This window comes from Vibrio sp. SS-MA-C1-2 (genome assembly GCF_021513135.1).
Taxonomy (GTDB): Bacteria; Pseudomonadota; Gammaproteobacteria; order Enterobacterales; family Vibrionaceae.
Genome location: NZ_CP090980.1, coordinates 455,080 through 480,359 on the forward strand (window position 1 = coordinate 455,080; position 25,280 = coordinate 480,359).

Consider the following 25,280-nt stretch of genomic DNA (forward strand, 5'->3'; position numbering starts at 1 on the left):
AAACGGGTAAGTGTAACAAGCGAAGAAGAGGAACGGGATGCTAACTTAATAGAAAAAGTGATCTTTATTTTTCCGTCTCAAATCTATGACAGATCAAGATCTCTGAATTGCGATAACTGAAGACGGTCATGTTAAACAAGTTCCTGACTACCGTTTAATCGAAACGATAGTCAAGATAGCCGAAATTATGCTTTACGGCGCGCTTCAACGGCATCAGCAAGTTGATTTAATACTAGCTCAGTATCTTGCCAACCTATACAGGCATCAGTAATACTTTGGCCAAAAACATGGGCTTTACCATCGACCAAATCTTGACGGCCTTCAACCAAATGACTTTCAATCATAATGCCTGAGATATTTTTATTCCCAGCACTGATTTGGCCAGCCACATCTTCGCACACGTCAATTTGACGTTTAAATTGTTTACTGCTGTTCGCGTGGCTAAAGTCGATCATAATATTCTGATTCACTTTTGCTTTCTCTAATTCAGCAGTAACCGCAGCTACATCTTCAGCACTATAGTTTGGTTTAGCCCCACCACGAAGGATGACATGACAATCTTCATTACCCGCAGTACGAACAATCGCAGAATGGCCAAACTTGGTCACAGAAAGGAAATGATGAGGCGCATTCGCCGCACCAACCGCATCGATAGCAACTTTAATCGTACCATCAGTACCATTTTTAAACCCAACAGGACAAGAAAGACCAGACGCTAACTCACGATGAACTTGAGATTCTGTCGTACGTGCACCAATCGCTCCCCAGCTAATTAAATCCGCAGTGTACTGTGGAGTAATCATATCTAGGAATTCGCCGGCAGTTGGCATCCCCATATCGGTAATATCTAAAAGTAATTTACGGGCAATACGTAAACCATCGTTTAATTTAAAGCTATCATCCATATACGGGTCATTAATTAACCCTTTCCATCCAACCGTGGTGCGCGGTTTTTCAAAATAGACACGCATCACAATCTCTAACTTATCTTTTAACGCTTCACGTAAAGGAAGTAGACGCTTACAGTATTCAATAGCGGCATCTGGATCATGAATTGAACAAGGTCCAACAACCACAACTAAGCGGTCATCTTTATTCTGCAAAATATTGTGAATTGCATTACGTGAATCAAATACAGTTTGTGCGGCTTTCTCTGTCGTCGGAAAACGCTCAAATATTGCAACAGGAGGAAGCAGTTCTTTTATTTCATCAATTCTTACATCATCAGTTTGGTAATTCACACTCATTATACAATCCTAATATCCATTATGTCTCGTTGCGATAAATTGCTGAACCAACAAAATATTTCAACATCTTTATTCATTTCCTAACTATTAACTTAACCTGTCCTATAATCATGTGCAACATATCAAGAAGAAAATTATCAACTAATTTTCCCTTTCGATTTACTTCTCGTTAATACCTCAAACAATTGGCATTGCTAATAGATGGCAAATGAATAAGACTTCATAGCGATAAGTATTTGGTCTCATGATTAACAATGATTTTAGGGGAAGTTTTACACTTTCTTCATGTTTCGTTTGAATTTTAATCTGTTAGCACTATTTTCTTTGTAATTTAAATAATTAACCATTAACATTAAAAGAAATGTAGTTAACAGTTAGTCAACAAGAATAATAATATTTTGGATAATAAATTTAAATAACAGAGTTATTGTTTATTGTTCATATCATCACTAACTTTAAGGATTGTAGTTTGTTAGATGAATCATTAAGCCATTCCCAACCTGTGATCAATTTTCAGTCTGTTGATAAATGGTTTGGGCAATACCAAGCATTAAAACAGATTGACCTCTCCGTAAATAAAGGAGAAAAGTTAGTAATATGTGGTCCATCAGGATCAGGGAAATCAACCCTAATTCGTTGCATTAATGGCTTAGAAAAATATAACAATGGCGAGATTGGAGTTAATGGCCAACCGCTAACAAAGCAACATTTAAATACTATCCGAGGCTCTGTCGGTATGGTATTCCAACATTTCAATCTTTTCCCTCATCTAACCATTTTAGAAAATTTGACCTTAGCGCCACGACGAAAACTAAAATTAACCAAAGATGATGCTGAAAAATTAGCAATGCACTATTTAGAGCGAGTTCATATTGCACAGCAAGCCAATAAATATCCATCTCAACTATCTGGTGGTCAACAACAGCGTGTTGCTATTGCTCGTTCTCTTTGTATGAAGCCTGATATTCTACTGTTTGACGAACCAACATCTGCCTTAGATCCTGAAATGATCAGTGAAGTATTAGATGTCATTTGTGAACTCGCAGAAGATGGCATGACCATGGTGATAGTAACCCATGAAATGGGGTTTGCTCGTCGTATCGCTGATCGTGTCGTTTTCATGGATCAAGGTGAAATTGTTGAAGTTGCTCCTCCTAGCGAGCTTTTTGATTCCCCTAAAGCTGCAAGAACCCAAAAGTTTTTGCAACAGATCTTGAGCTACTAAGGGTTAATCATGAGTAGGCTAACGACCAGTTATCGAATCGTAAAACCTGTATTAATGGCACTGCTACAAATCACGGTCGTTGGATTGGGACTGAGCTGGGTCTTAATCCAAGGTGCAGAGCAAATGAACTATCAATGGCAATGGTATCGTATTCCACAATATCTTTGGTTTAAAGAAGATGGTGAATGGTACCTTGCGGAGTTGTTACAAGGTTTACTCGTCACCCTTGAAGTATCAGCTTGGGCAATGGTTTTCACTGTCGTTATCGCCTTAGTTACCGCCCTACTCGCCCGTTCTCACTCGATTGTTGGCAGAACGTTAGCGCTTATTTATGTCGAATTAGTGCGAAACACCCCATTATTAGTACAAATTTATCTGCTTTATTTTGTCTTAGGGCCAGTATTAGGGCTCGATCGTAGTAGTACCGCGATTCTAGCGTTAGCCCTTTTTCAAGGCGCATACACCGCTGAAATTTTTCGAGCCGGTTTAATGGGCGTACCCAAAGGACAACATGAAGCATGTGAGAGTTTAGGGTTATCAAAAGTCGACAGTTATCGTTTTATTATTTTACCGCAAGCATTACGTCGAATTATTCCACCTCTCACCAATGAGATGGTGTCATTAATTAAAAACTCATCGATTGTCAGTGTGATGGCGATTTTTGATTTAACTACAGAAGGAAAAAATATTGTCGCAGATACCGCGATGCCTTTTGAGGTCTGGTTTTCTGTTGCAGGGATCTACCTTTGCATCACATTATTACTCTCTGCATTAGCAGCTTACTTAGAGTACCGATTAAATCGTCCTCTACGTTAAATAGAGGATAAAGATTAAATCCAACACAATACAGAATTACATTAATTAGGAGAAAGGATTCATGAAAAAACTCATCACCCTCATTTCACTGCTGATGACACTCTTGCTGTCACCGATCACCAGTGCCAATACTCTCAATGAGATCAAAGAACGCGGCACCTTACGTGTTGGACTTTCCACCTTTGTTCCTTGGGCGATGCGCGATAAACATGGGGAATTAATCGGCTTTGAAGTCGAAGTTGCAAAGCGATTAGCCGAAGATAGTGGCTTAAAAGTTGAGTTTATTCCAACGGCCTGGGATGGCATGATCCCAGCATTATTGGCTGGAAAGTTTGATGTGATTATTGGTGGTATGTCTATTACGCCTCAACGTAACTTAAGCGTTTTATTTACCCACCCATATTCACACTCAGGCGTCCAAATGGCGGCAAATAAGTCTCTTGCTGGGGATAAAGCCACCATTGCCGATTATAACAAACGCAGTGTGACTCTGGTTGTTCGTCGTGGAGCAACGACCGTTCAAACAGCGAAAAAATACTTCCCTAAAGCGAAATTACGTCAATTTGATGATGATGCACAAGCATTCCAAGAAGTATTAAATGGTAATGCTGAAGCCGTATTAGCAACGTCACCAAAACCCGAGCAAATGGCGCTAGAGTATCCAGAAAAGCTTTACTTACCGTTAACGACACGTCTGAGCCGTGGTTCTGAAGCCTTTGCTGTACGTCAAGGTGAGCACGATCTATTAAACTACTTCAACAACTGGATCTTACTTCGTGAAGAAGATGGTTGGTTAAAAGAACGCCATGATTACTGGTTTACAACGTTAGACTGGCAGGATCAGATCCAAGCTGGACAATAATCGATGAGTAATCCGACAACAAAGAGATCCTTCAGGATCTCTTTGAATAAACTTGATCTTATTTTAATTGGCCTGTTGATTGCGGCATCGATCTGGTTATATGGTCGTATCGAATATGGTATGACCTATAACTGGCGCTGGGAGCAAGCGTTTAACACCCTTTTTTATTCGTCTCATGAAGGGGCAACGCCCTATTTTATTCAAGGGGTTATTGCGACCTTACGTTTAAGTTTATGGGGGATCATTTTCTCTGCGATATTAGGTCTGTTGTTAGCGTTAGCTCGTCGTTCTACTAATCAACTGTTCACTTTTCCTGCTCAATGTTATATCCAGTTGGTACGCAATATTCCACCATTGGTTTTTGTTTTTATCTTTTACTTTTTTATTTCCAGTCAGTTAATTCCTGCCATTGGTTTAAGCGATCTATTGCGTAATAACCAATCCATTAATGGACTTCAACAGTTTTTATTTGGTGAACGCCGACTATGGGAGAATCTGATCTCTGGCGTACTTTGCGTTGGCTTAATTTCCGCCGCTTACATTGCTGAAATTATTCGCTCAGGAATAGAAAGTATTGATAAAGGACAATGGGAAGCGGCAGATTCTCTTGGCTTGTCTACAATTGATAAACAGCGTTTTATTATCCTGCCTCAAGCGTTTAAAGCGACATTACCTCCGCTTGCTGGTCAATTTATCTCATTAGTGAAAGACTCTTCGATTATCTCTTTAATCTCAATTCAAGAATTAACCTTTGTGGGATCGGAGATCGCTAACTCTTCAGGTTTAATTTTTGAGACTTGGATTTTAGTAGGATTGGTTTACTTTGTACTCTGTTTTTCACTTTCCATGCTATTTCGCGGTTTAGAAAAATATAACCATAAAAGTGAGCGATAAATTAACCCTTATTCTCTACTGATTGAGAATAAGGGCATGACTTGAAGCTCTGTCTTAGTAAATGCTGTGACAACTTCAAGTCAAAAGTAAACCTTTAAAAAGGCTGACCAATTTTAAGGTAAAGCCCATGATCCCCTGATTTTCCTTGAGCATAATCAAGGCGTAATACAATTTTCTGCTTTGGTTTAATAAGATAACGCATTCCTGCCCCTACCATCGGATACCAATTATCACTGTGGCCTAAATCATCAAACTCATTTGTCACCGTCGCTAAGCCAGCAAACGTCGCCACGCTAATCTTTTGCCACACTTTATAACGGAACTCTGTCTGGCCTATCCATGCTGACTCCCCTCGCGCCTCACCCGATGTATAACCACGATAACGTTGAAGTGTTGCTTGAGAAGTGGGTGGAGAGTCTGGATTATAGAGCCATGAGGTATTGGTTGCGATCAATGCATTAGTATTAAATGAATGGATATTGGTGTAGTTAAATTTATATGAGTTAAAGGTGTAATCTCCACCAAAGTTCTCATCATAATGGGTATAAACAAAGTTAAAAAATGACCCTTTTTTAGGATCATAAATATTGTCACGAGTGTCATAAGTCAAATCGAGTCCAATACCCACATTATCCTGTTTATCGGTAAAACCATATTGACTCAATAACTGGTCACTATTAGATATATCATGGATATCAATGTAGCTCGGATAATTTTCGACATACATGATGTGTCCTCCCATATACCAGCCCGAGCGTTTAAATTCTTGCTGATAACGAAGAAAGCCAACTTGAACATCTTGAGTCGAAGAGAGACTGGTGTTTGGTGATCCATCAAAAGAAAAGTTATTATAATCATTTTTGATTTCAGCATTAAGGTACGCAGCCGTTAACCATCGACGATTACTGTCCCAATAGGTTTTTGCAAAAAGCGCGCCCATATAAGAGTCAGTATTCGAGTAAGTCCCAGTCACACCAAACATTGAAGGTGGCGATTCAGGATCAAACTTTTTTAAATAGGCGGCGACCGCACCACCAGAGAAGCCCATTTTAGGGCCATTGGTCAATTGAGGAGCAAGTAGATAATTCTTTTTATCAATGCTTGCTAATGAAGAGAAAGAGAAAGAGAAAAAATAAAAGGTCAAACTGAGGGAGTAACAAGCCAGTTGTCGGCCTATTTTTATTGCTCTGTTGTTTGTCATATCCATTGCAACCTATAATCTAAATATTCTCAACTCATCAATATTGATTATAGGTCACAATTTTATCAACTTACCAAAGATTAAAGATTGTAATTAAAGATCATAGTTAAGTTGGATAGCAAAGAACTGGTTAGTGTTGGTGTATTGGCCTGAAATATCACTTGTCACTTGTGTATCATCTTGAAATGGGTGTAATGGGTTGCCAACACTAACACCATCATGCTTCATATCTGGATTACCATAATAAGCAAACTCATACGAGAAGTTCATCGATAAACGAGAGGTAAATTGATAGTTCAGACCGGTACCAATCGCAGTCACATCTGAAACAGGAATATCCGCATAAGTATGTTCTGCACTGTCTTGAGGGCTTGTTTCATAGCGCCCCCCATTTCAAAACGTAATTTATCAGTAATTTGATAACGACCACCCAAAGAGAACTGATAAACATCATTTAATTCACGCTTGATCTCATAAGGCTGACCTAAACCATCAACGGTAATATTGGTGTTGGGTTCTCCACTCCAAAATTCAACACCGACTGTCCATAGTAGATCAAATCGATGAGTTAACCCATGCACACCAGACAATTTCACTTGGTCGACTAAATCTAGATCAACATTCGCAGGAAGCGATTGATCACCAACATCAATGTCAGAATCAACACTGTGCTTTATTTTAGAACGATAAGTAAAACCAATGCGGTTTTTATCATTGATCACATACAGCAGGCCAACATTACCACCATAGCCGACATCATCACCGCTCAGTTTTGCCATTTTATCATTACTTTGTGTCCCTAATTTCTCTTCTACCGACATATACTCTATCGAGAAACCAGCACCAAAGAACAAGTGATCATTAATTTTATAACTAAATGCAGGGTTTAGTTGGACTGTTTTTAAATCCACAGTCGTTCCGATTCGAGAGCCAACCCAATTGTTACCATAATCTAATGCACTACCACCTTGAGAAGCGAGAGAAACACCAAAAACAAAACGGTCATTAATGGGTTGAGTATAATAAAAAGAACCGTAAGGCATATTTTCACCGGCATCTGAAACATCATTTGCCGGATCATTATCATCATCATATTTAATCTTAAGGTTTAAATACCCTAAGTTACCCGTGATTGCCGCTTTATTAAAATACCCCATACCGGCTGGATTTGAATAGGCCGTCACTGCCGTATCTGCTGTTGCTGCCATACCAGCTCCAGCAGTAGATGTGCCCAACATGCCTAATTCATTAACTAACAGAACATTTGCGAAAGAAGGGGAAGATAAAAGAAGTCCCGCAAATGCTGCATATTTATAATTTCTCGTTCGTGGCATGTTAATAATAACCTTAATTTAAATCTGTGTTTTTTTAAGAGGTGTGATTTATATATAACATTCCAACTATTATCAAATTTTATACATAGCAAATTTACTAGTCGGCATTAATATGGAATTGTTGCTGTTATTTTAAATAAAAAACAAATCACATTAACAAATATAAATTATTTTCATATAACCTGCTGTAATTCTTCAATTACACATATTGTTGAATATATAGTTTTTAATATTATATTTTGTTATTTTTATCAACAAAATAAATAAAACCAAACTGGTACGACCTCTACTGGTCAGACCTATTTTTCATTCCGATTTATTTTAAATTGTGTTATTAGAGTAATAACTCTAATTATAATTTATTTAAACTATAAGGATAAAAAACATTAAACCCTTTAAAAATAGAATGTTATATTGCAATTATAAATAACACTTATTATTGTCATCATGATAACGTGACAGAATTCTTCTTTTAGGTTTTCCGAATATGAGCTTAAAACCCGATACACAAACTGCAATGGCAGACATTATTATTCAAGTTAAAGCAGCATTCCCCCTCTATGAAGAAGATACTTTTGTCTGTGGACCAGATAATAATTGCATTGGATGTCCTAAAAAACTTTTAGAGTTAGTTGATACCGAGGTTTGTTATTGGGAGTCAGCTTTAGAGCGCGGCGTTATTCCAAACTTTGATGATATTTACCGATTTACTAAATTATGTAAAAATGTTCATCGAGGGTTAGTTCGTAATAATCGCGTTTAAATATAAAAAATTCAAATAAAATAAGTGCAGATAGAAAAAGTTAAAATAAAAGAATAAGATTCAAAAAAATAGCGAGCTAACGATTCAACTATTTCTAGTTAAAGGTTAGCCCGCTATTTTTTTCATTAACTTAGGATGACAATCAGAGATAGACTACATAACAGAGTAAGTCAGTACCGCACAAATAATCACAATGTAGATAGCCATTAAACGCCAGATGTACTTAATCCACTCTGATAGTGAAGTGTGACAGAATGCTAAACAGCCCATCACAACCGCTGATGTTGGGGTTACAAGGTTAACAATACCAACACCTGCCTGATAAGCCGTCACAACCGCAGAGCGATCAACATGAATAAAATCAGCCAATGGGCCTAAAATACTCATCGTTAATACTGCTAAACCACTGGTTGATGGAATTAAGAAAGCCAGCAACGACTCGACAAAAAACACACCATTAATAAAGAAGATGCTGCTGGCGCCATTCAACGCTTGCTCTGCTGAGTTTAAGATAGCGCCTGTCATTTGACCGTCATTCATCAAAATGGTTAAACCACGACAAAGAGCAATAACCATCGCGACACCAATCGCCGTCCCCATCCCATCAGTAAAGACATCAAACGTTTTAGAAAAGCCCACTCGGCCAATAATCGCGATAACAGTTGCACTGGCTAAAAACAGAGTGATCATATCATCCGTCCACCAGCCTAATACAGATAAACCGTAGCCCATGTAACCTAGCGTTGCAGCAAAGACTAAAAGGATCAATGAATGACGTAAACTTAACTTATCTCCATCATGCTCAATGGTTGGCTCACTCATTTTCGCATTACGTAAAATATACCAAACAGAAACAATATAAAGAGAGACTAATAATGTCAGACGGAAAGCCAATCCTTCCATTGGGTTGATACCTAAAGTATCAGAGGCGATAACCGTCGAAAATGGGTTAATTGTTGAGCTTAGTACACCTAGACCTGCACCAATAACTGGTGTTGCAATTTGAGTAAATCGGTCAAAACCTAACATTGCTAGCATCGGGGCAATAACGACGATCAAGGCTAATAACTCTTCGGCAAAGCCAAAAGAAGTCCCCGCAATAGCAAAAAGTGCCATTAGGATAGGAATAATTAGCTTTTCACGGCCATGCATCTTCTTCGATAACGCATAAACACCAGAACTCATCGCACCGGTATGCTCGACCAGCGTAATCAAACCTGTCGCGATCAATACATATAAGATGATATCAATACCATCATTGAAACCTTGAATTAAAGCGCGAGGAATATCGGTAATGCCTTGTGGATTCGCTTCCACAGCATGGAACGTGCCCGCAACTGCAACAGGTTTACTTATCCCTTCCACGGTTTGCATTTCATAAGCACCAGGGGAAATAAAATGGGTCGCAAATGCAACAATGAACATCAAAATAGTGATGGTGCCCAAAGCGTTAGGCAATTTAAGTTTCATATTTCTTCTCTATTTATTATTAGTAACAAAATGACAATCTAAGTTTGTGGGTATAGTAATAAATGAAAATTAATAATTATTCAAGTAATTAATAGTTAGATATAGTAAAAATCACTATCTTGTTGATTAATTAAACTAGATAAATGCATAAATAGCCAATTATTATAAGCGATAATAACAGGTGATAAAGAATTGATAACCATGAAATATTCACGTTTCATATTGGTGTTTTAAGCTAAAACCACCTTAAATATGATCATTTTTCATTCAATGATGCTTATATCCCCAATGAGTTATCATAAAAAAGCCATCATTATCTAACCCAAAAAGGAAAACAATGATGGCTCTTGCATCTCACACTCTTGATGTAAGCGAAGTAATTAGTGGTAGTAAAACGCAATAACATTTAGAAGTTCTGAGAGATCTTGACGTTGTAATTGATTAATACCGCCAGCAGCTCCGCGCCCTCCCCCTGTTGGAAACTGACTACAAATTTCTCCTGCGCTATGTTTGTTATTTAAAGGCGCACGCAAAGAGACTAAATAGGTATAATCCTGCTTTTCAGTTAACACAACGTGAGCACTGTTTGGTTCTTCATTGGCTTTCTGATTAATGAAAACCCCACTGATTCGTCTTGCCCAACGTTCATTCGGTAAAAAGTAGACCTGTAATGTTTCGGTATAAGGCTTAACTTCAACCTCTTCCAGCTTTAATAAATCTGCTTGGTATGCATCTCTTAACTGCAAGTAAGGCGACTCAGGATCATTCAACAAATCAAAAGGAGAAGGGTATTTAAGGAGGGTTTTATAAAGTATTTCTGGTTGAATATTCAGATCATCAAGAGAAGAACCATAACTATTGTAATTAATTAATAATCCTAATTCAGCAAGTTGTTCCGTCTGTTGTTCAGTTAGACCAGCTTCCTTTGCTAACATAGCTGCCTTCTCCGATAAATTATCACTAAATGCCGCAGTAATTGCCCATAAGTGGAATTTTTGGTTTAAAAGATTATCAACAATCAATGAAGTACATGTATTAATATCTTGATTAATGTTTGTTTTAAGCTGTTTATGTTTGAACAATTCACCACTACGATGATGATCAATATAATGAATAGACGCGCCGGCCTTTAATGCTTTTTCAATCCCATCTCTATTTTTAGCAAAGGAGATATCTAAAACAGTTAACTGATCACCCGCTTCAAATTCATGCTGGTTAACTAATTCAATGTCTCGTTTTACACCGGTGATTAATGTTGATTCAAGAGGGTTTGCAAGTCTAAGCTGGAGTAATGCAATAATACCATCTGCGTCTCCATTAAAAATATCATAATTCATAAAGTTAAGTTACATCTCATTTTATTTGTAATAGGTATAATCAGGCTAGGTATCATATTACTTTATTTATACCCCTTTCTGTCGGTTAGTTAACAGTTTATCGATTTTATTTATATTTTTTGTTACCAAATAAAAATAAACTTCTCTTTTACCTCATAAATTTATCTCGTTACTTTTGATGATAGATCATTTGGATCAGATAATTATCACGGTTATTGGTCTGGTGCTGGTTTAAGCTATCGAGTGACAAAACAACAGTCAGGGACATTGTTTGGAATTGATTCAGATGACGATACCTTTGGTGATATTGGCTTTAGGTATAAATTTGAGTTTAATTAAAGCGGTTGCTTAATCATAATCATTTAATGTCATTCCGATAATATTTGATTATACTGTGATCAATCTCAATTTAATCACTTATTCTTGACTCAAATAAATATTGGTCTCGATTAAGCTACCTATAATGGAATCGCAATGAACCGTAAAAAAAGGTCAACGAGACATTAAAAAAACGCTTAAAGAAGCAAAATTCTCGCTTACATAAAAGCAATAAGCCCAAATATATATCAAAAGCTGATAGAGCAAAGCTAGAGCTAGAAGAAGCTCAAAAAGCTGAACAAGTTCAACCAATTAAAGAGTCCATAGAAGAGCAAACTGAAGAGAAGTAATCGCGATTTGAAAAGCACGTCACAACTCTGTGCTTAAGCTTCAATTCTCAAAGCAGTCTCAGTTTATAAAAAACGCCCCATTTAGATAAACATCTAAATGGGGCGTTTACGTTTTACTTAATGATACCCGTTTCTACTTTGCCGTTTCTCCCCTACGATTTCACTTCGGGTAACGCAACTTTATGGAACAGTCGGTAGAAAACAGGTACCGCAATTAACGTTAATACTGTCGCAAAACTTAAACCAAACATCACCGTCACGGCCATCGGTTTAAAGAAGATATCAGGTAACAGTGGTAGCATGCCTAATACCGTTGTAATCGCCGCCATACAAACAGGACGAACACGACTCACCGCAGCATCCACCACCGCAGTGTATGGCTCTTTGCCCTCTTTTAATTCCAGTTCTATTTGATCAATCAACACAATGCCATTTTTCAATAACATCCCCGATAGACTTAAGAAACCAAGTAACGCCATAAAACCAAATGGGGTATTAAACACCAGTAACCCAAATGTCACCCCCACTACCGCCATCGGAACTGTTAACCAGACAATCAATGACTCTTTCACGGTATTAAATAAGAACACCGTAATAATAAACATAAACAGATAGCCCATTGGCATAGAGCTAAACAGTGATTTTTGTGCATCACCAGAGCTCTCATACTCGCCACCCCACTCTAAGCTGTATCCTTGAGGTAGTTTAATGGCTTCGATTTTAGATTGAACTCGCTTCTGAATGGTTGCCGCCGTCTCTTCACTTAATAAGTCGTTATCAGCAAAAACCGTCAGCATACGTTTACGATCTTTTCTTACGACTAATGGCTCTTCCCAACGCACTTGATAATCCTGAACAATCTGTTGCAGTGGAATATATTTATCCACCACAGGGCTCCAGATCTTCATGTTCTCAATCGTTGTGATATTAACGCGTTCTTTTTCTGGTAACCGCGCAACAATCGGCATTAAGTTTGTACCATCACGATAAAGCCCCACATTCATGCCAGAAAACGCCATCTGTAATAGTGAATCAACATCTTCTTTGGTGATACCGTAGCGACGCGCCTGACTTTCGTTAAAGTTCGGTTCTAATACCTTGGTTCTTTCACGCCAATCATGACGAATATTGGTTGCACCGGGATCGGCCTCTAGAACTGAGACGACTTGCTGACTAATTGCACGTAACGTGGTGGGATCAGAGCCAATAATTCGAGCCTCAATTTTTGCACCACCTCCCGGCCCTAGCTCAATACGCTTAAACTTGTATTCAAGCTCTGGCTGGGTCATATTTAGATAGTCTCTAAACGCCTTCATCGACTCAGTGACACGATCATTATCTTTTACACGAACGGTCACTTCACCATAAGAAGAGTGATTCTTTTCTGGACTGTAAGTCAAGGTATAGCGTTGTAAACCTGTCCCCGCAGAGGTCGTGATGTGATCGATTTCATCACGTTGACTTAACCACGACTCAAGATCTTGCAATTTGCTATTGGTTGCACGAATATCCGTCCCTTCAGGCATCCAAACATCAACCATGTAAAGTGGTGTGGTCGATGATGGAAAGAACGACTGCTTTAAGAAAGTAAAGCCATACAAACTGATAGCGAAAGCCAACACCATCACCATCACAGAACCCCATGCATGTTTCATGCAGAACTGAAGCGATTTTTTATAAATGACAAAAAACATCCCATTATAGGGGTCTTTCCCTTCATCATCAGGGTTCTGTTTTACATTAGCGAAGAATAAATTAGCGAAAAATGGCGTAAGGGAAATCGCAGTAAACCAACTCAACATTAATGAAATTAATAGCACGGTAAACAGGGTTCGACAATACTCTCCGGTTGCATCGGCTGAAAGTCCAATAGGCGCAAATGCGGTAACAGCGATCACCGTCGCTCCCAATAGCGGCCATTTAGTTTGGGTGACTATATCATTGGCCGCTTGCAGACGCGTTCGTCCTTTTTGCATACCAATTAATATCCCTTCTACCACGACAATCGCATTATCCACCAACATCCCGAGCGCTATCACAAGCGCACCCAGTGAGATCCGTTGCAAGTCAATCTGGAGCCATTTCATGAATACAAAGGTTCCAAGTACCGTTAATAGCAGAATTAAGCCAATTAATAGCCCTGATCGCAGCCCCATAAAGAACAGCAGTACCACGATAACAATCGCCACTGCTTGGGCAAGACTGACGACAAAGCCTTGTACTGATGAATCGACTTCTGCAGGCTGATTATAGATTGCAGCAATATCAATTCCGATCGGTTGCTCTCTTTTCAATTCCGCTAGGCGTTGTTCAACACTTTTACCAATCTCAACCACATTAACGCCAGCAGCAAAAGAGATACCTAAATTAAGTGCTTGCTGACCATTAAAGGTTAAAATATTCGATGGGACTTCTTGGTAACCACGCTTAACCTCGGCAACATCGCGGAGATAGATCAAACCTTGAGCAGCGCTATCGGTAATAATTAAATCACCCAACTCAGAGACATCTTTAAACTCACCAGTAGGGTGAATACGAATATACTCATCACCAATTCGTACCGCACCTGCGCTTGTAACGGTATTTTGAGTCGAAAGTAAATTGTAGATCGTCGTCGGAGCAATACCTAAGCTCACTAAACGCTTCATTGATATCTCAATAAAGACTTGCTCTTGTTGAATACCAGAGACATTCACTTTACCGACACCATCAACCAATTCGAGATCTCGGCGTAAAAAGTCAACATAGTCTTTTAGCTCTTGGTAACTGTAACCATCACCAGTAACAGAAAGTAACATCCCGTACACATCCCCAAAATCATCAATGACTTGAGGGGCTTTGACTCCCGGAGAAAACGTCCCTTGCAGATCATTCACCTTTCGACGCATCTCATCCCAAATTTGAGGTAAATCATCAGGGCCATATTGGTTTTTCATCGTCACGGTAATTTGCGATAACCCACGACTCGACAATGAATTAACCTCATCCACGTAAGGCAGTTGTTGGATCGCTTTCTCTAATGGATAAGTCACCTCTTCTTCAACTTGAATCGGTGTCGCACCCGGGTATTGGGTCACCACCATCGCATCTTTAATCGTAAAGGCAGGATCTTCAAGTCGGCCTAAACCTAAAAATGCCATCGTGCCGCCAATAAGAAAAATCAGAGAGATCATCCAGCTAATCACTCGATTTTTTATAAAATAGCCGGCTATTGTCTGCTTCATTATTGGCTCGCCTCTTGTTTAATTTTCACTTCCATTTGGTCATCAAGACGATTAACCCCTGTTGTTACGATAGTATCGCCCACGGCAAGTCCTGTTAGAATACGTACACCACTAGGCGTGACCTTGCCGATACTCACCCGCTGTTTATAAACGTGACTCTCTTTTAATAACCAAACGTACTTCTGAGCAGCATCACTTGAGTCACCATCTAAATTGAATACAGCTTCAATTGGAATATTGACACCTTGAGATTGAAACACCTTGATCATCTCTCCGTTAACTAACAGATCGACGGCCATGCCATCTAATAAAGGAGGGGTTGGCATTGGCATAGAAAAAGACAACACATAGGCGCCTGAATCAGGATCTGGCTCTGTTGTATGTTCTAAATAGGTAGCTTGATACTGTCTTCCTGCTGCGGTTCTTAGGCCAATTTTGAAATTGTCAGGACGATTTTCGATTCGGTTCCGAGCAAAAACCAAATCAGAAAGTTGTATATCAATCTCAACCCGATCGATACGATGCATATCTAAAATTTCTTGACCGACTTGAATACTCTCAAATTGCTCAACAGGCACTCGTGAAATCATGCCATCAAAAGGCGCTTTAAGTTGAGTAAAACTTAACTGTAACTTAGCGTTTTCTAATATCACTTTAGCCATCTCTCGCTGGGCAGATAACTCATCAAATTGCGATTGGGCCAATAAGCCTTTTTTGACTAAAGGCGCAGATCGCCTAAACTGGCTGTCAGCAACATTAAATTTCGCTTGAGCTTGTTGGACGGCTAAATTAAAGTCTGTCGGCTCCAATTGTGCGAGGAGATCCCCTTTTTTTACGATATCTCCCGGCTTCACATTAATCACGCTCACCTCTCCCGCTTTTCTAAATGAGAGATCGGTTCTATCTGCGGCTGAAATCACAGCTGGGAATTCAATTTCATTCTCACTATGCTCCACTGACGTAATGGTAAATGTATCGACTAAGGTGGGTTGTTTCGGCTGTTGAACTTCTTCAGTATTACAACCTATAATAAATATTACTGATATAAGTAAACATTGACGGATCATAATCCCCCCTCCTTAACCCAAGCTTTCACTTTCATCTCTGGTGTAATCGATTTGGCACCGAGAGCAACAATTTGATCGCGACTCTTTAAGCCCGACAAAAGATAACCCCTATCATCTACTTCTATTTTCACCTTCTCGACTTTCCCACTCTCTGAAACTCGCCAAACATAACTGGTACCATCCTCTATCAAAATGGCTTCAGTCGGAATTTGAGTATTCCCACTCTGAGAAGTACTGATGGTAACTTTTGAAGACATACCGGGCTGAACATTGATATTGTCAGGGTTTGGCATAATTAAAGTGACGGAATAACTGGATGTTTTATCATTAGAATCAGTATCAACTTCCTTTAAAGTCGCAGGAAAGGAGTAATCCGGATAAGTATCAAACTTAACGTTGAACTCAACTTGACGCTCGCGGTTAAATTGACTGATAAGTTGCTCTGGTAATTGAAAAATGATATTTAACAGTTCATTCGATTGAATATGAAGTACCGACTCTTTTGCTGGAACATATTGATAATTTTCAGTTGTCACTAAGGAAATGACCCCATCATAAGGAGCGATAAGTTGTGTGTACTGTAGGTTGGCTTTTGCTTGATCTAAATTTGCCTTAGCAGTTTTTAGTTGAGCTAACGCATCATCATAGTCTTGCTCCGACACTACCCGAGTTTTACGAAGTTTCTCTGTCCGTAAAAATTGCACATTTTTCAGATCATATTCTGCTTTTCGATAATCATATTCCAGACTGTACTCATCTTGATTAAGTTCTGCTAATACCTCTCCCTTTGTAACCGGCTGTCCCGATTTAACATTAAATTTAAAAAGTTGTCCTGGCACTCGAAATGCTAACAATGCTTGATTATCTGATTCAACAACGCCTGGAAATGTTCTTGATAAGGTTTGGTCGCCAAGTTGAATCATCATTAATTTAGCAGGACGAACAATCTCCTTTTGTCCTATTTGGGGTTCTGGGTCATTACAGCCGACAAGGGCTAAAAACGACATCGCTACGGTAATACGCCGTAAAGTCATCATTGTTGAATCTCCATATAAATATTTTTATTCTTTATTTTCAATACAATTGGTCATTTTCAGTCTAGGTCAAAAAATGATATTTAAAACAATCTGCATATATTCAAAATCGAAGAAAAACAAAAAACAAAAAACCCACGATTTTAACTAGAAAGACGCTAGCGAATCGTGGGTTTATTTAAAAATATATTTATACTTAAAGTCATTGAAGTTGCTAATTATCAATTTGTTAGCAACAATTCATCAACTACATGATGCCTTGAAGTGAATGTTACTCCATTTCAGCAATCTTCACTTTCCAAGTATCTGGCCCTTTTTGGTGCGCATTATTACCTAAAGAATCAACTGCAACAGTCACTGGCATATCTTCTACGTCAAATTCATAGATAGCTTCCATACCTAGATCTTCAAATGCCACAACACGTGCTTTCTTAATCGCTTTCGCCACTAAGTATGCTGCACCACCGACCGCCATCAAATAAACAGCGCGGTGATCTTTAATTGATTCGATAGTTTCCGCACCACGTTCTGCTTTACCAATCATTCCTGTTAAGCCCATTTCACCTAACATCATATCGGTAAATTTATCCATACGAGTCGACGTTGTTGGACCCGCAGGCCCCACAGCTTCATCACCGACTGCATCAACAGGGCCAACGTAATAGATAAAACGGTTATTAAAATCAACGCCCTCAGGAAGCCCTTCACCATTGGCTAACATTTCACTAATCCGTTTATGAGCGGCATCACGGCCAGTTAAGATTTTACCTGAAAGCAGAACAGTCTCTCCCATCTTCCAATCTTGCACATCTTCTTTGGTGACAGTATCTAAATTAACACGACGTACATCATCACCCACTTCCCATGTTACTTCTGGCCAGTCTTCTAACTTTGGCGGCTGAAGATCTGCCGCACCAGAACCATCAAGCGTAAAGTGAATATGACGAGTTGCTGCACAATTTGGTATCAGGCAAACAGGCTTTGATGCGGCATGCGTCGGAGCAGTTTTGATTTTAACATCCAATACGGTTGTAACACCGCCTAAACCTTGTGCACCAATGCCTAATTTGTTAACGCGATCATAGATATCTAAACGCATCTCTTCTTCAGAGTTTTGAGCACCACGACTCTGTAGTTCATGGATATCTATCGACTCCATCAGTGACTCTTTCGCTAGTACTGCGGCTTTTTCTGCCGTACCACCAATACCTATACCCAACATACCTGGTGGACACCAACCTGCACCTAATAAAGGAATGGTCTTTTCTACCCATTCAGCGACATCATCGGAAGGGTTTAACATCACCATTTTGGTTTTATTTTCTGAACCACCGCCCTTTGCTGCTAACATCAATTCTAACTTATCGCCAGCAACAAGCTCAGTATGGACAACCGCAGGGGCATTATCGCGAGTATTAATACGTTTACCTGCCGGATCAGCAACAACAGAAGCACGCAATGGATTCCCTTCAAACGTATACGCTTGACGAACACCTTCATCGATCATTTCTTGCAGCGTTAAATCACTATCCCACTTAACATCCATACCAACTTTGGCAAAACAGGTCACAATACCGGTATCTTGACAGATAGGTCGACGTCCTTCCGCTGACATACGGGAGTTGATAAGAATTTGCGCCATGGCATCTTTTGCCGCTTTATTTTGCTCTTTGTTATAGGCTTTTTCTAAGGCTTGAACAAAATCGAGAGGGTGATAATAAGAGATATATTGTAATCCATCAGCAACACTACTGATCACATCTTCTTTACGAATAACCGTCATGATAATCCTTTACTATATGTAATTAATCGACTAAAAAATTTATATTTATGATACTCTTGCTGGCTCTAATGTGCTATTGAACAATAAAATATTGGTCACAAAATTTGACATGAAACGACAAAAAGTATCAATTTTAAAAACAACATCCTTAAAATATTGCTCATCTGCTGCGCTTTCCCTGTTCGACGCCTTAGCATCCCAACCTTGGGCGATGCTTCTTCACTCGGCAGATAACCGACAAGATAGCCGTTTTGATATCATTGTCGCAGATCCTATTGTCACCATTGAAAGTTATGCAACTCATTCAATAATCAAGGAAAAAGTTACAAAAAAACAGTTCAATAGTGAGACGGATCCATTTACGCTTTTAGCTCAATTACAGCAGCACTATTTACCAGCAGAGATTCAAGGGTTATCTGAAACCTCAGATCTTCCTTTTATCGGGGGAGCTCTCGGTTATTTTGCTTATGATTTAGGTCGTACCATTGAGCCTTTGACCTCGACATCTCAACATGATATCCCAGCTCCTGATATGGCTATCGGTCTCTACGATTGGGCAATTATTATTGACCATCAACAAGAGAAAATTACCGTTGTTGAGCCCGAGCAGACTCAGCGTATAACTTGGTTAGAGCAACAAAAAATAATACACAATCGTCACATCCCAGCGCTTTTTTCATTAACCTCTTCATGGCAATCAAACATGAGTGAACAAGAGTATGGTAAAAAATTTGACGCTATCCAAAACTACCTTAAAAGCGGCGACTGTTATCAAATAAATTTAGCACAACGCTTTCAAGCGCACTACCAAGGTGATGAGTGGCTCGCCTATCAACAGTTATCGGCTCAAAATGGTGCGCCGTTTTCAAGCTTTATTCGATTAGATGAATTCACATTATTATCACTCTCTCCTGAACGATTTATTCAGCTTGCTAATCAACAAATCGAAACGAAACCGATTAAAGGGACTCGCCCTCGTTTTGCTGATCCACAACAAGACTTAGAGAGCGCGAATCAACTCCAACACGCTGAAAAAGATCAAGCTGAAAACTTAATGATTGTTGATCTATTAAGAAATGATATTGGACGAGTCGCTAAACCGGGAACCGTAGCCGTACCATCTCTTTTTGCGATTGAAAGCTATCCCGCAGTTCACCATCTGGTCAGCACGATTACCGCAACCTTGGATCAAAAGTACAGTGGATATGATCTGTTACGAGCGTGTTTTCCGGGTGGTTCAATTACTGGCGCACCAAAGATTCGAGCCATGGAAATTATTGAAGAGTTAGAACCCCATCGTCGAAATAGCTATTGTGGCAGTATTGGGTATATCAGTCGTGACGGTACACTTGATACCAATATTGCTATTCGTACTCTGCTATGCCATGAAAACAGCATTTATGCGTGGGCAGGTGGCGGTATTGTTGCTGATAGCCAGCAAGGTGCTGAATATAAAGAGACATTTGATAAATTAGCCAAAATATTGCCTATTCTGAATAGAGTAAAATCATAATAATTACAATTCGCAGACTGTAATTCCAATATAATAAAGGGCGAGATAATGAATAATAAAAACACATTACTTCAACAGTTTATTTTCTCACCCTCGACTCAACATCCAGATATTTCCATTCCAGTCAATAAGTTAAGAGATGCTGCCGTATTAATCCCCGTCACTCACTATCAAGGTGAATTAGCGTTGATCTTAACTCAACGAGCACTGCACCTTCGCCACCATCCTGGACAATGCAGTTTTCCTGGCGGCAAATTTGATCCACAAGACAGCAATCTTCAACACACCGCATTAAGAGAAACCGAAGAAGAAATTGGCATCCAACCCAATCAAATTAATATTTGGGGTGAGTTGCCAAATTTAAAAACCTTTTCTGGTTTTACTATTCATCCTTTTATTGCCTATGTTGAACCAAGTTATCAACTTAAAATCAATCATGATGAAGTTGAGTCGGTATTTTATCTTCCCGTCAAACATCTATTTAACCCAAGAAACTTTATTCATTATAACGTGAGCTTTCGCAAACAGAAGCAGACTTTAATTATCGTTAAACATAATAATTACTTTATTTGGGGAGCAACGGCACAAATAATTAAAAACCTAGCGAATCAACTTAAAAGTTAACCTTTACTCAGCAAGAAACCTTAAAATCCGACCCCATAAACAACCTGAATAGCTAGATACGGCTATAAACCGAGCAAATGGTGTCAATTATTAGTGAGATATACTATATAGTTTTCACTTTTATAAACTATTGTTATATATTGACGCGTTTTATATTTACTTGGTTATTTAAGAATTCATTGGCTATAGGATATACATTTGAATAACTTTTACCGTGTTACATTATTGGCTCTGGTCTCTTTTTCAGGGACAACCATCGCAGATGACCTTCCAAAGTCGTCTGACACTATGCCTTTTTTTGAAAGTAATACAGAAGCCCGACAGCGAACAAAAGATTATAAGAACGCTATTACTGACCTAAAAGAACAGATAAAAAACTGTAAAAAAGAAGACGTCTGTCAACAGTTAAAAGAACAAAAATCAGATTATGAATATGCAGAAAGAAAGCATATCGAAGCTAACGGACTTCCCATTTTTTCGATTCTCGGAGGTCCAGGATACGTACCAGAAACAGGGGTAATGCTAGCTGCTGGTGCATTGTATTCATTTAGTACTAATCGTACCGATAGAGAACTACAACGCTCAAGTATTACCATGGTGGCGATTGCTAACCAAATGGAAGATGGCGTCGGTTTTGGTATTCGCTCAAAACAGAACATGTTCTTTTATCAAGATACGATTCGCTATAAAGGAAGTTTAGTTTTCGGCCAACAAAGCCAGTATTACTGGGGTATTGGTTACGATGCAGGTAAAGCACAAGATGCTTCCGATGATATCAGCATGGATTATATGTTTGCTGATTATAAGGGCGATCTTACTTTTCAAAGCGCTTATGGGTTGAATATTGGCCCTGCTCTTCACTTACTTTACTTTGATCCAGATAAAGACAGTTTACCGGATACCGCACTTAATGATCCAAACTTTCAAGAATTTGAAGATCAAACATTTACCTTAGGCCTCGGTTTTACGGTTCAATATGATAGCCGAGATGTGACGGTGAATGCTAAGAAAGGCGAGTTCTTCAATTTAGAATACCTCAAATATGGTACCGCGATTGGGGGTGACAGTGATTATCAAAAGTTATTAGTTGATTACCGTTATTACTACCCACTGCGTAAAAATGACACATTAGCTTTTTATAACGCAGTGCAATGGAGTCAAGGCGATGTCCCTTATTACGATATGCCAACTCTAGGTGGTGCCTCTTCAATGCGCGGAATTTACACCGGTCATTATCGTGATAAAACCGCAGTTGAAAATACCGTAGAGTTACGCCACACCTTCTTACGTGCTAATGGTCAACCATCGGTTCATGGCATGGTTGTTTGGGGTGGTGTGGGTTATGTTGCACCAACTTTGAGCAATTTTTACGATAACTTCCTCTATAGTTACGGTGTGGGTTATCGTTATGAATTACAACCTAGAATGAACGTTCGCGTTGATTTAGGCTTTGGACCTAGTGAAAGTGGGTTCTATTTAACATTTACAGAAGCATTTTAATCAAAGGATTTTTTAATATGAGTCACTCTCAAAATAAAACTAGAATCAAACTGTTGAGCTTGGTGATCTCATCGCTCTTTATGGGGACAGCCTACGCTGAAGAAACGGTTGAAAATAAACAACAATCAACGGCGGTGGTGATTACTCAAGATGAGTTTAATCAACAAAAGCAGCAGCATGAGGATCAGAGCTTCAAAGAACGCAGAGCCGAACGTCGCGCTGAAAACCGAGAAGCCCGAAATGAAACAGAAATCGGTTCAGCTGCCCCCTCTTTTACCGTTGATCCTAATTTAAAAGGCCAGAAACAAGAGAAGCCTCGTCAAAAATGGGAGCATGTTCTGCCTTTTTACGCACAAAATGTTATCGATTTAGGGTTTGAACTACCTCTGCCGTTCTCCATTTCATTGATCCCTAACTACACCTCACAAAATGTGCATTTGAAAGATTTAAAGGTAAACTACGATGGGATTGAAATTGGTGATCATTTAGATTTAGATACGGTTAATTTTAATGATCCAGAAATCAACAGTACCAGCCTTCAGTTACGTCTTGGTGCATGGATTTTTCCTTTCTTGGAGATGAGTGCTTACGCCGGCCGTTATAATGCAAAATCTGATATGTTAATTCAAATTCCTACAGCAATCTTTGAAAATGTTTGTGATGGTGTCAGTGTTCCAATTCCTGATCGCCCGAATTTACCGCCTTTAGAGATAAATCCTTCTTGTGATCAATCTATTGATATTAATAATTTCTCTCCCGATATTGATGGCACAAATTTCGGTCTTAATATGAACTTAGTCGGTGGTGCTTATGGCTTCTTTGGTCTATTGCCAATCAGTTACACATGGGTAAAAACCGATGATGGCCGCAGTTCAGGCAATACATGGTTAATCGCACCAAGGGTCGGCAAGTCAATTAAAGTCGATTTCTGGGGCGTCTTTAGCCCGTATGTTGGTGTCTCTTACATGCACACTAAATTAACATCCAAAGATACAATTAAGTTTGATAATGACACTGAACTTTCGTATGAAATTAAGCAGACCAATAATCAAAAATACGCAGGCTTAATTGGGATGAACTGGACCATCACCAAAAACTACGGTGTAGTCGTTGAAGGTACTTTAGCTGATGAGCGTAAAGCCGTCATCGCAATGTTGAGTTATCGCTACTAAACTCAACTGCAACATAAAACACAATACTAGGCTGATTTTATTCCCCTTCTCTCAATTCTATTAAGGGGTTATAAAATCAGCTTTTTTTGTTTTAATAAGTTACGTTTTATGGGGTGATATGTTAAGTTTACGGAAAATATAAATTGAAAAAGTCGATGTGATTTTATAAGGATAGTAAATAATGACAACACACTCTACTTCATTAAAAATTCAAATTTGGGACAGTTTTGTTCGTGGCTATCACTGGTTGCAAGTCGCTATTTTAGGAGGCTTATGGTATACCGGAGAACAAGGACTCATGGAGTGGCACTTCTCTCTCGCCTACCTGTTAATGACGCTATTGCTTAGTCGACTAATTTGGGGCTTTATCGGCAGCGATACCGCAAAATTTAGCTACTTCATCAAATCACCAGCAACGGTAATCCGATATCTTAAAAATCCTGAACAGGTGAAAACTATCGGTCACAATCCAATTGGCAGTTATATGGTGGCGCTATTCTTTATTTTACTGACATTGCAGATAACAACGGGGTTATTTGCCAATGATGATATTCTCTCCGAAGGGCCATTAGCACAATATATTAGCTATGACTTAAGTGGTCAGTTAACGGGAATTCATCATCAAATTTTCAACGTATTACAAGCGGCGGTTGTGATTCATATTTTAGCTATTTTCATTTATCGTGCAGTAAAAAAAGAGAACTTAACCACGCCAATGATTACCGGGAAAAAAGAGTTTACAGAATCAATGACCATGGCTAAACCTAAAATTAAAAATGGAATCATGGGTTGGGTAATCTTTTTAATGATTGGATCAATCGTCTATTTTGCTTGGGGAGAAGAGGTTATTTCTTATCTTTTTTAACCTTCACGTCCCTCTCTTATTGACTAAGATTTATTGAAGAATATAGATCAAAAAAACCGCACTTTCAGTTAAATGGTACAATAACTAAAAGTGCGGTTTTTTACTATTCTAAATACAATTATTTATATTTATAGTCGCTGTGACACGCTTTACAGTTTTTAGCGGCTTGACCAAACGCTTGCTTAATCGCTTTTTGATCGCCACCAGCTGCAACTTTTGCTAAATTAGCCGTATCCGCTTGGAATTTATTTAACTTTGTTGTGAATCCATCCCAATCACTCCAGATTTCAGGTTTAGCTTTGGTATCCCCTTTATCGGATCCTTTTACGGCAAAGGCATCTTGTGGCATTAAAGAGAGTTGAGATAACTGTTCAGCACGTTTCGCAAAAAGTTCGCTATTCCACTCTTGTTTTCCTTTAACCATGTCAGCCATTTGACCAAGGTTTCCAGCAATCATCGTAAAGGTCGCTTGACGATACTCAATCGCTTTATCAGGTTCGTTAAATGTATTTGCTACTGCCGTTCCAGCAAATAAAAATGAGAGTGAAATCAGGGTTGTTTTTAATTTCATAATTAATATCCTTCCATGCGATTTACATTAATGGCGAAATTTATCGGGTAAATTTTTGATTTTTATTGAAGAAGATATCTCCTCCACTACATGCGGAAGAATATCATAAA

At 38.9% G+C, this 25,280-nt stretch carries 21 protein-coding genes and 1 pseudogene; 11 read left to right on the forward strand and 11 right to left on the reverse strand.

Annotated features, from left to right (window positions below):
* Positions 1 to 185: 185 nt before the first annotated feature.
* Positions 186 to 1,247 carry a 3-deoxy-7-phosphoheptulonate synthase AroG gene (gene aroG, locus L0B53_RS02050; protein ID WP_311197286.1) on the reverse strand — a complete coding sequence of 354 codons (1,062 nt, stop codon included), beginning with the start codon at positions 1,245 to 1,247 and terminating at the stop codon, positions 186 to 188.
* Positions 1,248 to 1,716: 469 nt separating this feature from the next.
* On the opposite strand from aroG, the gene L0B53_RS02055 reads away from it, so the two are divergent.
* The 4 genes from L0B53_RS02055 to L0B53_RS02070 all read left to right on the forward strand — a co-directional run bounded on the left by L0B53_RS02055 (position 1,717) and on the right by L0B53_RS02070 (position 5,044).
* Positions 1,717 to 2,472, forward strand: a complete 756-nt coding sequence (locus L0B53_RS02055; RefSeq protein WP_311197287.1) for an amino acid ABC transporter ATP-binding protein — start codon at positions 1,717 to 1,719, stop codon at positions 2,470 to 2,472.
* Between the two features lie 9 nt (positions 2,473 to 2,481).
* Positions 2,482 to 3,288, forward strand: coding sequence for an amino acid ABC transporter permease (locus L0B53_RS02060; RefSeq protein WP_235059648.1), 807 nt, complete (start codon positions 2,482 to 2,484; stop codon positions 3,286 to 3,288).
* Between the two features lie 61 nt (positions 3,289 to 3,349).
* Positions 3,350 to 4,150, forward strand: a complete 801-nt coding sequence (locus L0B53_RS02065; RefSeq protein ID WP_235059649.1) for a transporter substrate-binding domain-containing protein — start codon at positions 3,350 to 3,352, stop codon at positions 4,148 to 4,150.
* Between the two features lie 3 nt (positions 4,151 to 4,153).
* A complete protein-coding gene (locus L0B53_RS02070) occupies positions 4,154 to 5,044 on the forward strand; it encodes an amino acid ABC transporter permease (protein WP_235059650.1) in 891 nt (296 codons plus the stop codon).
* Between the two features lie 94 nt (positions 5,045 to 5,138).
* On the opposite strand, the gene L0B53_RS02075 is transcribed toward L0B53_RS02070, so the two are convergent.
* The 3 genes from L0B53_RS02075 to L0B53_RS02085 all read right to left on the reverse strand — a co-directional run bounded on the left by L0B53_RS02075 (position 5,139) and on the right by L0B53_RS02085 (position 7,579).
* Positions 5,139 to 6,245 (reverse strand): BamA/TamA family outer membrane protein, encoded by a 1,107-nt coding sequence (locus tag L0B53_RS02075; protein WP_235059651.1) that lies wholly within the window; start codon positions 6,243 to 6,245, stop codon positions 5,139 to 5,141.
* Between the two features lie 93 nt (positions 6,246 to 6,338).
* Complete coding sequence (locus L0B53_RS02080; RefSeq protein ID WP_409202789.1) at positions 6,339 to 6,566, reverse strand: hypothetical protein; 228 nt, start codon at positions 6,564 to 6,566, stop codon at positions 6,339 to 6,341.
* On the reverse strand, positions 6,563 to 7,579 hold the full coding sequence (locus tag L0B53_RS02085; RefSeq protein WP_235059652.1) for an OmpP1/FadL family transporter: 1,017 nt from the start codon (positions 7,577 to 7,579) through the stop codon (positions 6,563 to 6,565). The genes L0B53_RS02080 and L0B53_RS02085 overlap by 4 nt, the downstream gene beginning before the upstream one ends.
* A gap of 487 nt (positions 7,580 to 8,066) precedes the next feature.
* On the opposite strand from L0B53_RS02085, the gene L0B53_RS02090 reads away from it, so the two are divergent.
* On the forward strand, positions 8,067 to 8,342 hold the full coding sequence (locus L0B53_RS02090; RefSeq protein WP_235059653.1) for a hypothetical protein: 276 nt from the start codon (positions 8,067 to 8,069) through the stop codon (positions 8,340 to 8,342).
* 153 nt (positions 8,343 to 8,495) lie between these two features.
* On the opposite strand, the gene L0B53_RS02095 is transcribed toward L0B53_RS02090, so the two are convergent.
* Together L0B53_RS02095 and L0B53_RS02100 are read right to left on the reverse strand one after the other, a co-directional pair.
* Positions 8,496 to 9,812, reverse strand: coding sequence for a YfcC family protein (locus L0B53_RS02095; RefSeq protein ID WP_235059654.1), 1,317 nt, complete (start codon positions 9,810 to 9,812; stop codon positions 8,496 to 8,498).
* Between the two features lie 380 nt (positions 9,813 to 10,192).
* Positions 10,193 to 11,149 carry a DHH family phosphoesterase gene (locus L0B53_RS02100; protein WP_235059655.1) on the reverse strand — a complete coding sequence of 319 codons (957 nt, stop codon included), beginning with the start codon at positions 11,147 to 11,149 and terminating at the stop codon, positions 10,193 to 10,195.
* A gap of 485 nt (positions 11,150 to 11,634) precedes the next feature.
* Here L0B53_RS02100 and L0B53_RS02105 point away from each other — a divergent pair.
* Positions 11,635 to 11,817: pseudogene (locus L0B53_RS02105) on the forward strand (DUF2986 domain-containing protein); the annotation flags it as partial.
* A gap of 152 nt (positions 11,818 to 11,969) precedes the next feature.
* Here the strand turns inward: L0B53_RS02105 and L0B53_RS02110 are convergent.
* The 4 genes from L0B53_RS02110 to L0B53_RS02125 form a co-directional block, all read right to left on the reverse strand.
* Positions 11,970 to 15,041 carry an efflux RND transporter permease subunit gene (locus L0B53_RS02110; protein ID WP_235059656.1) on the reverse strand — a complete coding sequence of 1,024 codons (3,072 nt, stop codon included), beginning with the start codon at positions 15,039 to 15,041 and terminating at the stop codon, positions 11,970 to 11,972.
* Positions 15,041 to 16,108 carry an efflux RND transporter periplasmic adaptor subunit gene (locus tag L0B53_RS02115; protein WP_235059657.1) on the reverse strand — a complete coding sequence of 356 codons (1,068 nt, stop codon included), beginning with the start codon at positions 16,106 to 16,108 and terminating at the stop codon, positions 15,041 to 15,043. The genes L0B53_RS02110 and L0B53_RS02115 overlap by 1 nt, the downstream gene beginning before the upstream one ends.
* Complete coding sequence (locus L0B53_RS02120; protein ID WP_235059658.1) at positions 16,105 to 17,145, reverse strand: efflux RND transporter periplasmic adaptor subunit; 1,041 nt, start codon at positions 17,143 to 17,145, stop codon at positions 16,105 to 16,107. Before L0B53_RS02120 ends, L0B53_RS02115 begins: the two co-directional genes overlap by 4 nt.
* 268 nt (positions 17,146 to 17,413) lie before the next feature.
* Positions 17,414 to 18,925, reverse strand: a complete 1,512-nt coding sequence (locus tag L0B53_RS02125) for a fumarate hydratase (RefSeq protein WP_235059659.1) — start codon at positions 18,923 to 18,925, stop codon at positions 17,414 to 17,416.
* Positions 18,926 to 19,034: 109 nt separating this feature from the next.
* Here L0B53_RS02125 and pabB point away from each other — a divergent pair, with 109 nt between their 5' ends.
* The 5 genes from pabB (at position 19,035) to L0B53_RS02150 (ending at position 24,599) form a co-directional block, all read left to right on the forward strand.
* The gene (gene pabB, locus L0B53_RS02130; protein ID WP_235059660.1) at positions 19,035 to 20,438 is read left to right on the forward strand and encodes an aminodeoxychorismate synthase component I; all 1,404 of its coding nucleotides are present in this window, start codon (positions 19,035 to 19,037) and stop codon (positions 20,436 to 20,438) included.
* Between the two features lie 48 nt (positions 20,439 to 20,486).
* Positions 20,487 to 21,062, forward strand: coding sequence for a CoA pyrophosphatase (locus L0B53_RS02135; protein ID WP_235059661.1), 576 nt, complete (start codon positions 20,487 to 20,489; stop codon positions 21,060 to 21,062).
* A gap of 198 nt (positions 21,063 to 21,260) precedes the next feature.
* The gene (locus tag L0B53_RS02140; RefSeq protein WP_235059662.1) at positions 21,261 to 22,562 is read left to right on the forward strand and encodes a BamA/TamA family outer membrane protein; all 1,302 of its coding nucleotides are present in this window, start codon (positions 21,261 to 21,263) and stop codon (positions 22,560 to 22,562) included.
* A gap of 17 nt (positions 22,563 to 22,579) precedes the next feature.
* The gene (locus L0B53_RS02145) at positions 22,580 to 23,734 is read left to right on the forward strand and encodes an autotransporter outer membrane beta-barrel domain-containing protein (RefSeq protein ID WP_235059663.1); all 1,155 of its coding nucleotides are present in this window, start codon (positions 22,580 to 22,582) and stop codon (positions 23,732 to 23,734) included.
* A gap of 181 nt (positions 23,735 to 23,915) precedes the next feature.
* A complete protein-coding gene (locus L0B53_RS02150; protein WP_235059664.1) occupies positions 23,916 to 24,599 on the forward strand; it encodes a cytochrome b/b6 domain-containing protein in 684 nt (227 codons plus the stop codon).
* Positions 24,600 to 24,717: 118 nt separating this feature from the next.
* Here the strand turns inward: L0B53_RS02150 and L0B53_RS02155 are convergent, their stop codons facing one another.
* The gene (locus tag L0B53_RS02155) at positions 24,718 to 25,170 is read right to left on the reverse strand and encodes a cytochrome c (protein ID WP_235059665.1); all 453 of its coding nucleotides are present in this window, start codon (positions 25,168 to 25,170) and stop codon (positions 24,718 to 24,720) included.
* Positions 25,171 to 25,280: the final 110 nt, after the last annotated feature.